The organism is Actinomycetota bacterium, assembly GCA_005774595.1.
Lineage (GTDB): Bacteria > Actinomycetota > Coriobacteriia > Anaerosomatales > D1FN1-002 > D1FN1-002.
In genome coordinates this window covers 1-11,713 of sequence record VAUM01000025.1, presented here as the reverse complement: position 1 = coordinate 11,713, position 11,713 = coordinate 1, and the positions used below count along the sequence as shown (strand labels likewise).

At 71.0% G+C, this 11,713-nt stretch carries 14 protein-coding genes and 1 pseudogene; 14 read left to right on the top strand and 1 reads right to left on the bottom strand.

The genetic code is table 11. From position 1 onward, the window contains the following. From FDZ70_02125 to FDZ70_02075, 11 genes and pseudogenes are all read left to right on the top strand, one after another. The coding region (locus tag FDZ70_02125; protein ID TLM80120.1) for a glycine dehydrogenase at positions 1–513 on the top strand (513 nt) is incomplete at its 5' end. Beyond that, complete coding sequence (locus tag FDZ70_02120; GenBank protein TLM80119.1) at positions 510–2,006, top strand: glycine dehydrogenase subunit 2; 1,497 nt, start codon at positions 510–512, stop codon at positions 2,004–2,006. The genes FDZ70_02125 and FDZ70_02120, both read left to right, overlap by 4 nt. Before the next feature lie 14 nt (positions 2,007–2,020). Continuing rightward, positions 2,021–2,788: a lipoate--protein ligase family protein gene (locus FDZ70_02115; protein ID TLM80118.1), complete on the top strand. Its 768-nt coding sequence runs from the start codon at positions 2,021–2,023 to the stop codon at positions 2,786–2,788. Between the two features lie 113 nt (positions 2,789–2,901). After that, positions 2,902–3,165, top strand: a pseudogene (locus tag FDZ70_02110) (hypothetical protein). Between the two features lie 110 nt (positions 3,166–3,275). After that, the gene (locus tag FDZ70_02105; protein TLM80117.1) at positions 3,276–3,536 is read left to right on the top strand and encodes a hypothetical protein; all 261 of its coding nucleotides are present in this window, start codon (positions 3,276–3,278) and stop codon (positions 3,534–3,536) included. 24 nt (positions 3,537–3,560) lie between these two features. Beyond that, complete coding sequence (locus FDZ70_02100) at positions 3,561–4,001, top strand: FHA domain-containing protein (GenBank protein ID TLM80116.1); 441 nt, start codon at positions 3,561–3,563, stop codon at positions 3,999–4,001. Then, a complete protein-coding gene (locus FDZ70_02095; GenBank protein ID TLM80115.1) occupies positions 3,998–4,708 on the top strand; it encodes a MerR family transcriptional regulator in 711 nt (236 codons plus the stop codon). Before FDZ70_02100 ends, FDZ70_02095 begins: the two co-directional genes overlap by 4 nt. Before the next feature lie 94 nt (positions 4,709–4,802). Further along, positions 4,803–5,150: a hypothetical protein gene (locus FDZ70_02090; GenBank protein ID TLM80114.1), complete on the top strand. Its 348-nt coding sequence runs from the start codon at positions 4,803–4,805 to the stop codon at positions 5,148–5,150. A gap of 14 nt (positions 5,151–5,164) precedes the next feature. Then, positions 5,165–5,695, top strand: coding sequence for a hypoxanthine phosphoribosyltransferase (gene hpt / locus FDZ70_02085; GenBank protein TLM80121.1), 531 nt, complete (start codon positions 5,165–5,167; stop codon positions 5,693–5,695). 2 nt (positions 5,696–5,697) lie between these two features. Beyond that, positions 5,698–6,681, top strand: a complete 984-nt coding sequence (locus tag FDZ70_02080) for a potassium channel protein (GenBank protein ID TLM80113.1) — start codon at positions 5,698–5,700, stop codon at positions 6,679–6,681. Positions 6,682–6,764: 83 nt separating this feature from the next. Beyond that, entirely contained in the window at positions 6,765–7,283 is a 519-nt protein-coding gene (locus FDZ70_02075) for an adenine phosphoribosyltransferase (GenBank protein ID TLM80112.1), read from the top strand. A 62-nt stretch (positions 7,284–7,345) separates the two neighbouring features. Here FDZ70_02075 and FDZ70_02070 read toward each other — a convergent pair whose 3' ends face one another. Further along, entirely contained in the window at positions 7,346–8,605 is a 1,260-nt protein-coding gene (locus FDZ70_02070; GenBank protein TLM80111.1) for a hypothetical protein, read from the bottom strand. Between the two features lie 3 nt (positions 8,606–8,608). On the opposite strand from FDZ70_02070, the gene FDZ70_02065 reads away from it, so the two are divergent. The 3 genes from FDZ70_02065 to FDZ70_02055 all read left to right on the top strand — a co-directional run. Beyond that, positions 8,609–9,670: a hypothetical protein gene (locus FDZ70_02065; GenBank protein TLM80110.1), complete on the top strand. Its 1,062-nt coding sequence runs from the start codon at positions 8,609–8,611 to the stop codon at positions 9,668–9,670. Positions 9,671–9,820: 150 nt separating this feature from the next. Beyond that, on the top strand, positions 9,821–11,578 hold the full coding sequence (gene iorA, locus FDZ70_02060) for an indolepyruvate ferredoxin oxidoreductase subunit alpha (protein TLM80109.1): 1,758 nt from the start codon (positions 9,821–9,823) through the stop codon (positions 11,576–11,578). Further along, the coding region (locus FDZ70_02055) for an indolepyruvate oxidoreductase subunit beta (GenBank protein TLM80108.1) at positions 11,575–11,713 on the top strand (139 nt) is incomplete at its 3' end. The genes iorA and FDZ70_02055, both read left to right, overlap by 4 nt.

Genomic DNA, 11,713 nt, shown 5'->3' with positions numbered 1-11,713 from the left:
AGCTTCGGAGGGCCGGGCCTCGGCCTGTTCGCCTGCCGCGAGCGGCACGTCCGGCAGATGCCCGGGCGCATCGTCGGCCGGACCGTCGACGCCGACGGCGACACCGGCTTCGTGCTGACCTTCTCGACGCGCGAACAGCACATCCGCCGTGAGAGGGCGACGAGCAACATCTGCAGCAACCACGCGCTCAACGCGCTGGCCGCCGGCGCGTACCTCGCGGCCGTGGGCCGCGACGGGCTGGCCGGGATCGCCCGCGCGTGCGTCGCGAAGGCCCACCACCTGCGCGGCGCGCTGCTGGCCACCGGCCGCTTCTCGGCGCCCTGGGAGGCGCCCTTCGGCTATGAGTTCACGCTGCGTTTCGGCGGCGACGCCGTCGCGATGCACGCGGCGATGCTCGAGCGCGGCTATCTCGCCGGGGTCGTCTCCGAGGACGCGCTCGTCACCTTCGCGGTGACGGAGCGGCGCACCCGCGCGCAGATGGACGCGTTCGCAGCGGAGGTGGCGGCGCTGTGAGCGAGCGGCTGGTACACACGCCTGCGGGAGCGCCTGCCCGCGGCCCGCGCGAGGCGATCTTCGAGCTCGGCGTGCCGGAGTCCGCGTGCGTCGGCGCCCCGGCGCTCGACGTGCCCGACGTCGACCTGGGAGAGGCCCTCGGCGGCGCCGCACGGCGCATGCCGCCGGTCCTGCCGCACGTCACGGAGCTCGAGATGATGCGGCACTACGGCCACCTCGCCGAGATGAACTTCGGCGTGGACTCGGGCACGTACCCGCTCGGATCCTGCACCATGAAGCACAACCCTCGCGTGTGTGAGGACGCGTGCCGGCTCGAAGGCTTCGCCGGCCTGCATCCGTCTCAGCCGGCCGCCACCGTGCAGGGCGCGCTCGAGTTGATGGCGTCGCTCGCCGAAGCGCTCGGCGAGGTGTCGGGCCTGCCCGGCGTGACGCTGCAGCCGGCCGCCGGGGCCCACGGCGAACTCACCGCCCTGCTCGTGTTCCGCGCGGCGCTGACCGAGCGCGGCGACGCGCGGCGCAAGGTGGTGATCCCGGACACGGCGCACGGCACGAATCCCGCCACCGTCAGCATGTGCGGGTACGAGACGGTCACCGTGCCGAGCGATGGGCACGGGCTCGTGGACGTCGCGGCGCTACGTGCGGCCCTGGACGAGGACGTCGCCGCGCTCATGCTCACGAACCCGAACACGCTGGGGCTGTTCGACCCCAACGTCTGTGAGATCACCGCGGCCGTGCACGAGGCCGGCGCGTACGCGTACTGCGACGGCGCGAACCTCAACGCGATCCTCGGCGTGGCCCGCCCGGGCGACATGGGCTTCGATGCGCTGCACATCAACCTGCACAAGACGTTCGCGACCCCGCACGGCGGGGGCGGGCCCGGCGCGGGCCCCGTGTGCGTGACACCCGAGCTCGCCGAGCTCCTGCCCGGCCCGCTGCCGGTCCGCGCGCCGGACGGGACGCTGGCGCTGGAAGCGCCGGCGCGTTCCATCGGGCGCGTGCGCTCGTTCCTTGGGAACTTCGGCGTGCTCGTACGCGCGTACACCTACCTGCGGGCGGTGGGCGGTGACGGGCTGCGCGAGGTCGCCGAGCAGGCCGTGCTGTCGGCGAACTACCTGAAGGCGCTGCTCGAGGACGTCTACGAGGTGCCGTACGGGCGCGGCTGCATGCACGAGTTCGTGCTCTCGGGCTCCGCGCTGAAGCGCGATCACGGGGTGCGTACGCTCGACGTCGCGAAGCGGCTGCTCGACCACGGTATCCACCCGCCGACGGTCTACTTCCCGCAGCTCGTCGAGGAGGCGCTCATGATCGAGCCCACCGAGACCGAGCCGCTCGCCGCGCTCGATGCGCTCGCCCGCGCGCTGTCCGCGATCGCCCGAGAGGCCGCCGAGGACCCCGAGCTCGTACGCGGCGCGCCGTACACGACGCCCGTGCGCCGGCTCGATGAGGCGCGCGCGGTCAAGCAGCCCGAGCTGCGCTGGCGTCCCGCGGGGTAGAGGAGCGCGGCGGCATGGCTCGCGAGTGGCGGCTCATCGTCGACGGCGCGGTCGACGGCGCGATGAACATGGGGATCGACGAAGCGCTGCTCGAGTCCGTGGCGAACGGCGGTCCGCCGACCCTGCGCATCTACCGCTGGGACCGTCCGACGGTCTCGCTCGGCAGGTTCCAGCGACTGGCCGACGTGGCCCCGGCCGTCCGCGCGCGCGAGGGCGTCCCGGTGGTCCGCCGGCCGACGGGCGGCCGAGGCGTGCTCCACGGCCGGGAGGTCACGTATTCGGTGGCCGCCACGGTGCATGACGGTGTCCCTCGAGGCACTGCGGCCTCGTACGCACACTTGTGCGAGGGGCTGACCTCGGCATTCCGGCTGCTCGGAGTGCCCGCGGAGCTCACGCGACGCGATCGTGGCGCGCGGTCGGGTGCGTGCTACCTTCATGCGACGCGAGCCGACCTGTCTCTCGGCGCCGCCAAGCTGTCCGGCTCGGCGCAGGTGTGGCGGCGCGACGCCGTGCTGCAGCACGGATCGGTCGTGATCGAGCGCGACGTCGCGCTCGAGGCGGCGCTGTTCCGTCTGGACGGGCCTGCGGAGGCCCGGCTCGCGGTTGCGGCCGTCGGTCTGGCCGAGGTGCTCGGCGAGACGCCCGGCCCCGAGCAGGTCGAACGCGCGCTCGTCGAGGGGTTCGGCGCCGGGCTCGGGGTCGCGTTCACCCCCGGTGAGCTCACGGCCGACGAGCGCGAACGGGCCGCCCGACGCGCGGTCGACGCCGCCTGCGACGTGTGAGACAGGGTAGACCTGCGGTATAGGGTCAGAGTACGAGGCGGCCGAGCGGACACGTTCCGACGTCCGCGCGATGCGGTACAATCACGCAGGCAGCCGTGGATGTGGAGGGCGCCATGGGCGAGAACGAAGGCTCGGACTCGGTCCTTCTGGGACTCGAGGGCAAGTCGAACGAGGAGCTGCGGGATATCCTCGACACGCTTCACGAGGAGGAGCAGCGGCTGAGCTACCGCCGCCGCGTGCTCCACGGCAAGATCGACATCCTGCGGGCGGAACTCGTGCGGCGCATGAAGGCGCAGCGTGAGGCCGGCGAGGACGTCATCTCCGGCGCGGACATCGAGCGGCTGATCGACATCCTGGCCTCGGACGTGCGCGGCGGCGCGCGTTTCGACGTCACCGGCGCGCTCGACGACGATAACGACGGCGACGGCGACGGGGACGACTAGCCCGCGACGGGACCGCACGGACCAGCACTTTGCGAGGAGGGCACGTGTCGACGATCCAGGAGAAGCTTCAGGCGTTCCTCGACGAGATGGCCATCGATGCCATCGAGGAGCGCGTCGTGGAGTACGTCATCCGAGAGGTGCACAACGGGCGCAAGCTCACCGACGCTTTGCACGACCCATACGTCAAGAACCGCCTGAGCGAGGAGCGGCTCGGGCACGTCCTCGAGAACCCTGAGGTCGCGTCCGCTCTCGAGCAGCAGATCTCCGACGCGTTCCAGCGCCGGGAGTTCGGCTTCTCGGACTAGGGCGCCGGAAGGACCACGATCGCGATGCCGGAGTGTCCCGCATGCGGATCGCCCATAGAGGCCAACCACCGCGAGTGCGCGGCGTGCGGTGCGGTCCTGGAGGGCGCCACCGAGGACTTCGCGCCGGTCGGCTCCGTGGAGGCCGGCCCGAGCGAGGCCCCCGCGGCCGTGCCGTCGCTCACCGTGCGCAGCGGCCCTGACGCCGGGGAGCGCTTCTTCCTCGACCGCGACGAGCTCACCATCGGCCGCGACCCTGCGTGCGACGTGTTCCTCAACGACGTCACCGTCTCGCGCCATCACGCGGTGCTGCGCGCGGCCGCCGGCGTGGTGGGGATCGAGGACGCGGGGTCGCTGAACGGCACCTACGTGAACGGGGTCCGGGTCGACAGCGCGATCCTCGGGCACGGCGATTCCGTCCGCATCGGCCGGTTCCTCATGTCGTTCACGGGCGGCGGCGGCCGATGAAGGCTAGAGAGCGCGACTACCTCACCATCGGGGAGGTGGTCGACAAGCTGAAGGCGACCTATCCCGACGTGAGCATCTCCAAAGTGCGCTTCCTCGAGGAGGAGGGGCTGATCGCGCCCGAGCGTACCGCTGGAGGGTATCGCAAGTTCAAGGACACGGACGTCGCCCGCGTCGAGCTCGTCCTGCGGCTGCAGCGCGAGCACTTCCTGCCGCTGGCGGTCATACGCGACCGCCTCAAGGAGATCGACAAGGGCCGCATGCCGGCCGAGCTGCGGGGCACGGCTGCCCAAGGCGAGCTCAGCTCGCTTCCCGCCGACAGGGGGACTGCCGTGCCGGTCGACCAGGCGCCGACAGCGCTCGGCCTGCCGGTGTCGTTCATCAAGGAGCTCGCCGAATACGGCATCGTCGCCCTCGGGCGCGGCGAGCAGGGTGCCGAACTGCCCGCCGCCGACGTCGTCATCGCGCACACCTGTTGGGATCTGCGCCGCTACGGCGTCGAGCCGAGGCACCTGCGCATGTACGAGACCTTCGCCGCACGGGAGGCGTCCTTCTTCGAGCAGGTGCTCATGCCGGCCTTCCGGCACCGCACGCCGGAGACGCGGCAGAAGCTCGCCGAGGCCCTCGGCGAGATCGGCGACCTGACCGGCGAGCTGAAGCGCACGCTGCTCGCGCGTGCGCTGTCCAAGACGTTCGGCGACGACACCTGAGCGGAAGATGACACAGGAGCACGGAACCGGGCCCGTCGGACTCCCTGTCTCAGACAAGGTCGCATCGACGTCATTCGCCCATCCGAGCGAGCGCATGGCCGCGCAGATCCTCGACTTCTACCGGATCCGCTGGGACTACGAGCCGACCCGCTTCCCGATCGAGTGGGACGCGCACGGGGCCGTGATCGCGTACTTCGCGCCCGACTTCTACCTGCCCGACCTCGACCTGTACATCGAGCTGACCACCATGAGCCAGAAGCTCGTCACGAAGAAGAACCGCAAGGTGCGGCGCCTGAAGGAACTCTACCCCGACGTGAACATCAAGGTCTTCTACCAGAAGGACTTCCGCGCCCTGCTGCTCAAGTACGGCATCCCGGTCGCCGAGCGCCCGCACGCGGACGGAGGCGGCCTGGCTCCGGCGGGGGAGGACACGGGCGGATGACGGTCGGGGAGCCGCTGCCCGCCGAGGTCGACAGCGTTCTGGTCGCTGAGGCCGCGATCGCGGAGCGTGTGACGGAGATCGGTGCACAGATCGGCGCCGACCACGCGGGCGACGAGGTCACGCTGGTGACCGTCCTTAGAGGCGGCCTGTTCTTCCTCGCGGACCTCGCGCGCGCCATCCCGCTCGACGTCCACCTGGACTTCATGGCGGTCAGCGGGTACGAGGCCGGCGCCGTGGGCGTCGTGCGTATCACCAAGGACCTCGACGACCCGATCGACGGCAGGCACGTGATCGTGGTCGAGGACATCATCGACACGGGGCTGACGCTCAACTATCTGCTCCGGATGCTCAAGGCGCGCCAGCCGGCGGGACTCGAGGTGTGCACGTTGCTCGACAAGGACGTGCGCCGGATCGTCGACCTGCCGATCGCCTACCGGGGGTTCCGCATCCCCGACGAGTTCGTGGTCGGCTACGGCCTCGACCTCAGGGGGACCTTGAGGAACCTGCCCTACGTGGCGCGGCTGCGCGAGGAAGCGTTGCTGTAGCGGTGCGGAACCGCCTCGTCATCGCCCTGCTGCTCGCGCCCGCGGTGCTCGTGATCGGCACGGCGGGCTTCATGATCGTGGAGGGATGGCCGCTGCTGGACGCGGCCTACATGACGGTCATCACCGTGTGGACCGTGGGATTCCAGGAGGTCCACCCGCTCTCACCGGCGGGGCGCGTCTTCGCGATGGCGCTCATCCTCGGCGGTGTCGGCGCGCTGGCGTTCGCGGTGGGCACGTTCGTTGAGTACATGGTCGAGGGACACCTCCGGGAGATGCTCGAGGAGCGGCGCATGAAGAAGACGATGGACGAGCTGTCGGGCCACCACGTCATCGCGGGCCTCGGGCGCGTGGGCTCGGTGGTCGCCAAGGCGCTTGCGGAGGAAGGCGCCGACTTCGTGGTGATCGACCGCGACGAGGAGGTGCTCGCCGGCGCGCATGCGGCCGGATGGCTGCACGTCCACGGCGAGGCCACCGACGAGGCCGTCCTGCTCGCCGCCGGGGTCGAGCGGGCGGCTTCCCTCGTGTGCGCGCTCGACACGGACGCCGACAACACCTTCGTGACGCTGACCGCCCGCACCATGAACCCGGCCTTGCGCGTGGTCGCCCGCAGTTCGACGGAGTCGGCCGAGCAGACGCTGCGCCGCGCCGGCGCCGAGCGGGTCATCACTCCGAGCGTCATCGGCGGGCGGCGCATGGCGGCGATGGTCCTGCACCCGGTCGTCTCGAGCTACCTCGAGCTCGTCACGCACAGCGACCAGATCCCTTTCCGGATCGAGGAGTTCGAGGTCCCGAATGGGTCGGCCGTCGCCGGGATGCCCGTGAGTCAGGCCGGCGTGCGCGAGCGTACGGGCGCACACATCCTCGCGGTGATCTCGGCCGAGGGCGCCGTGGCGGAGGTGCGTCCCGAGCTCGTCCTGCGCGACGGCGACCGGCTGATTGCGCTCGGCTCGCCCGAACAGCTCGAAGCGCTCGCCGTCATCCTGTAGCAGAAGGCCCGCCCGCTCGTATACCGTGCAAGTCGGCCGCAACGGCCCCGACCGGACCCGACGAGAAGTGAGGAGAAGGGCAAGTGAACCTCGAGGAGTACATCCGAGACGTCCCGGACTTCCCGCAGGAGGGCATCGTCTTCAAGGACATCACGCCCCTGCTCGCCAACCCAGCCAGTTTCCGCAGTTCCATCGACATGATCGCCTCGGAGTTCCGCGAGGCCGGCGTCACCAAGGTGATGGGCGCCGAGGCGCGCGGCTTCATCTTCGCCGGTGCGCTGGCCTACGTGCTCGGCGCCGGGTTCGTGCCCGCGCGCAAACCGGGGAAGCTCCCGTGGAAGACCACCAGCCACGAGTACGCGCTGGAGTACGGCACCGACACGCTCGAGGTGCACGAGGACGCGTTCTCGGCCGGTGACGTCGTGCTCGTCGTCGACGACGTGCTCGCGACCGGAGGCACCGCGGCGGCCAAGGCGGCGCTCGCGGCGAACATGGGCGCCAAGGTCGCCGGGTTCGCGTTCCTCATCGAGCTCGACTTCCTGCACGGCCGCGACAAGCTGCCGCAAGACTCCAAGGTCGTCTCGCTCATCCACGTGGACTGAGGCGACAGAGCAGCGCGTGCGCGAGGACGCCCTCGGCGCGTGCGCCGGGGGCGTCCTCGCGCCTACGGAACCGCTACGACCGGCTGGATGCGCACGTCGGCCACGCCTGAGAATCCGAGCGCGTACGCCGACGCTCTCGAGAGGTCGAGCTTGCGGATGGGATGCGGCACCCAGCGGCCGCCCTGCCACAGGAAAGGCCCCCGGTCGTTGACGAGCACGATGATCCGCTTGTCGTTGCGCTGCAGCGCGAGGTACGTGCCGAACGGGTGCCAGTTGTCGGCGCAGGTGAAGTCGTCCTGGTTGAAGATCTGCCCCGATGAGGTCGACTTGCCGTTGAAGCCCGGGCCGTACCACGAGCACTTCGCGGTGAACGCCTCGCCGGCGACCTTGAAGCGTTGCGGGCGGAAGTCGGGGATGAGCCAGCCGGTGCCCGGATAGTCGTCGACCGCGGCCTCCGTGAGCGTGAACGTCGTACCGATCGGGACCGAGCTGGCGCGCCACTGCTGCCGCGCACCTTTCCCGGCCTGTATGCGGGCCTCGAGCTCCTTTCGCGCGGCCTCAGTGAGGCGCGCGACGAGCGCGTTCTGCTCGGCGAGCATGGTGCTGAGGTCGGCGATCCGCGCGTCCTGCTCGCGGCGCAGCGCGGTCTCCTGCGCCTTGAGGTCCTCGAGGACCGCCTCCTGGTGGGCGGCCTCGTCCGCCATCGCCACAGCGTCGCGCATGACGCGCTTGTCCGCCTCGGCGATGCGTGTGAGCAGGACGGCGCGCGCGAGCAGGTCCCCGATGGTGCGCGCGTTCAGCAGCAGCGTGATGGCGTCCGGGCGCTTGGCCTTGTACATGGCGACGAGCCGTGCGTGGTAGGTGCCTGTCGCCGCCTGCACGTCCGCGTCCGCCCGGGCGACGACGTCGCGCTGACGGACGATCGTGGCGTCGAGTACCTCGATGCGGGTGGCGAGCGACTGCCGCTGGGCCTCGGCCTCGTCCATGCGGTCCTGGAGCTCGAGCGCCCGCGACTTGGCGGCCTCGAGGTCATCGGCGGCGGTCTGCGCGTGCGTGACGGGCACGGCGCCTGCGAGCGCCGCGACGGCGACGAGTGCGACGACGGCCTGCACGAGCCGCGAACGCACGGGCATCCTCCTCGCGTGACCTGCGGAGACCTCGTGTGGGAGGGCTCCGGACAACCCGTTCATGGTACCATGCAAGGGTAGTTCGAGCGGTCGGGCCGCGCCCGGCCACGCGGCCCGCACATGCAGCACTGATACGCAGCCGGAGGCGCCGTGTCGTCGCTTCTTCCACGATGCCCGGTCCGCGCCGTCGCACATCTCGTGACGGCCACCCTGCTCCTGTCGTCGCCGTTGTCGGCGCGTGCGGAGCCGACCAACGCGGCCATCCAGGCCAAGCAGGCCGAGGCGGCGCAGATCCAAAGCCAGCTCGACGAGATGAACGCCGATCTCGAGGAGCAGGTCGAGGAGTACAACGCCGTCACCGAGGCGCTCGACGCCACGCGCCTGAAGATCACGGAGACCGAGGCCGAGCTCGCCGCGGCGGAGCTCGAGCTCGCTGGGTCGCGCGAGGTGCTCGCGCGGCGCGTGAACGGCATGTACCGGCGCGGCGCGATCGACCCTGTCGGCGTGCTTCTCGGGACGGCGTCGTTCCAGGACTTCCTCAACCGCATGGACCTGCTGCGGCGCATCTCGCGCCGCGACGCGGAAGCCGTGGCGGCGGTGAGGCAGGCGAAAGCGCGCATCGAGGCCGCCGAGAAGGCACTGGAGTCCCGCGAGGCGGAGCTCGTCGTCCTGCGTGAGAACGAGAAGGTCAAGAAGGAGGCGATCGAGCGCAAGATCGCCGAGCGGGAGAAGTACCTCGCCGCGGTCAACGCCGACGTCAAGCGGCTCATCGACGAGGAGCGGAAGCGGCAGGAGGCCGCGGCTGCCGAGGCGGCGAGACGTGCCGCGGCGTCGGCGAGGGGCGGCACCTACGTGTTCGACCCCTCGAAGCTGCGCGGGGGTCACCCCGAGGTCGTCGCGATCGCCCAGCAGTACCTCGGCGTACCGTACGTGTGGGGCGGCGCCTCGCCGTCAGGTTTCGACTGCTCGGGGCTGATGTGGTACTGCTACCGCCAGATCGGCATCGCGCTTCCCCGCACGAGCCGCTCGCAGTTCCGCGCCGGGCAGCACATCCCGCCCGACCGCCTCGACCTGCTGCTCCCCGGCGACCTCGTCTTCTTCGGCCGCAACGGGAATCCGGACCGCGTGCACCACGTCGGCATGTACGTCACGAACGGCACCTTCATCCACGCGCCCAACACCGGCGACGTGGTGAAGTTCGCGTCGCTGACCGACCGCATCGCCTCGAAGCACGACTACGTCGGCGCGTCGCGGTTCTGACGCGCGCCGCCCGGGCCGCGACGGCCGTCCGCGGGGTGCGCAGCACCACTCGTTGTGCACACGCGCGGCGTGCCTGACCTGCTGTGGTACCATTTCCGTCACCGTTGGCGCGGCCGCTTCTGCGGCCGCCGGCGCACGTGAGGGGACGCGGTGCCGCGAGAGCTCCTGTCCGGCAATGAGGCCGTCGCGCGCGGAGCTTGGGAGGCGGGCGTCGCAGCGGGCGTCGGCTACCCCGGGACGCCTTCGACCGAGACGCTCGAGAACCTCGTCAAGATGCCCGGCGCCTACGCCGAGTGGGCGCCCAACGAGAAGGTGGCGCTCGAGGTCGGCGCGGGCGTGAGCCTGAGCGGACGGCGCGCGCTCGTCACCATGAAGCACGTGGGTCTCAACGTCGCTGCGGACCCGCTGTTCACACTCGCGTACACCGGCGTCGAAGGCGGCCTGGTCATCCTCGTCGCCGACGACCCCGGCATGCACTCCTCGCAGAACGAGCAGGACACGCGCAACTACGGGGCGTTCGCCCGCGTGCCCGTGCTCGAGCCGTCGGACAGCACAGAGGCCCTCGAGTTCACGAAGCTCGCGTTCGAGATCTCCGAGCGGTTCGACACGCCCGTGATCGTCCGCAGCACCACGCGGGTCTCGCACTCGAAGAGCCTCGTGGAGACGGGCGGCGCGCGCGAGGAGCGCGAGACCGGCGAGTACGCCGGCAAGGCCGCGAAGTACGTCATGATGCCCGGCAACGCGCGCGCCCGAAGGGTGGAGCTCGACCGGAGGGTCGGTCAGATCGCGGCGTGGGCCGAGGAGTGGGCGGGCATCCGCGAGGTGCACGGTGACTCGTCGCTCGGGATCCTCGTCTCCGGCGCGGGCTTCCAGTACGTGCGAGAGGCGCTGCCGGAGGCGTCGGTCCTGAAGCTCGGGATGACGTTCCCGCTGCCCGAGGAGCGCATCCGCGCGTTCGCCGCGTCCGTGGAGCGGCTCGCGGTGGTCGAGGAGGCCGACACCTACCTCAAGACGAGGGTGAGGGCGCTCGGGATCGCGGTCGAGGACGTTGCGCTCCCGCCCCGGGGGGAGCTGTCCGTGGGCGCCGTCGCGGCCGTGTTCGGCGCTGCCGCGCCCGAGATGCGCGAGCCGTTCGGTGACCTGCCGGCCCGCCCGCCGCTGATGTGCCCCGGCTGTCCGCATCGCGGGCTCTTCCACGTTCTGCGCAAGTTGAAGGCGATCGTCATGGGCGACATCGGCTGCTATACGCTGGCGTCGCTGCCGCCGCTGACGGCCATGGACACCTGCGTGTGCATGGGCGCGAGTATCGGCATGGCCCACGGGATGACACTGGCGGGCGCGGAGCACGGCCGGCCCGTGGTGGGCGTCATCGGAGACTCGACCTTCTCCCACTCGGGCATCACCGGGCTGCTCGACCTCGCGTACAACAAGGGGACCGCCACGGTCGTCGTGCTCGACAACCGCATCACGGCGATGACCGGCCACCAGGACAACCCGATGACGGGGCGCACGCTGGCCGGCGAGCCGACCGTCGAGCTCGACCTGCCGGCGATGTGCGCGGCGTTCGGCATCACCGACGTGCGGACGGTCGACCCGCACGACCTCACGGGCACGGAGGCGGCGTTCCGGGAGAGGTTCGCGGCCGAGGGCCCCGGCGTCGTCATCAGCCGCGCACCGTGCGCGCTGCTGGTGCGCGACAAGAAGCAGCCGTACGCCGTGGACGCCGAGCTGTGCACGGCCTGCGGGGCCTGCATCAAGCTCGGATGCCCGGCCATCTCGCGCGGCGAGGACTCGAAGGCCGAGATCGACGTGTCGTTGTGCGTCGGCTGCCGCCAGTGCGTCCAAGTGTGCCGGTACGATGCCATCGTCGAGGCCGGCGAGGCGTGCGAAGTGCGGGGCTCGCGATGAGCGGCGTGGTCACGGTCGTTCTCGCCGGCGTGGGCGGTCAGGGCACCATCCTCGCAGGCGACGTGCTCGCGAAGGTCGCGGTCGCGGCCGGCTACGACGTCAAACTGTCAGAGGTCCACGGCATGGCCCAGCGCG

Bases quoted from the DNA above. Each gene is read 5' to 3' on its own strand.
- FDZ70_02115 (TLM80118.1), top strand. From the start codon at position 2,021: ATGGCTCGCGAGTGGCGGCTCATCGTCGACGGCGCGGTCGACGGCGCG.
- FDZ70_02100 (TLM80116.1), top strand. From the start codon at position 3,561: ATGCCGGAGTGTCCCGCATGCGGATCGCCCATAGAGGCCAACCACCGC.
- FDZ70_02095 (TLM80115.1), top strand. From the start codon at position 3,998: ATGAAGGCTAGAGAGCGCGACTACCTCACCATCGGGGAGGTGGTCGAC.
- FDZ70_02090 (TLM80114.1), top strand. From the start codon at position 4,803: ATGGCCGCGCAGATCCTCGACTTCTACCGGATCCGCTGGGACTACGAG.
- FDZ70_02070 (TLM80111.1), bottom strand. From the start codon at position 8,605: ATGTGCGACGGCGCGGACCGGGCATCGTGGAAGAAGCGACGACACGGC.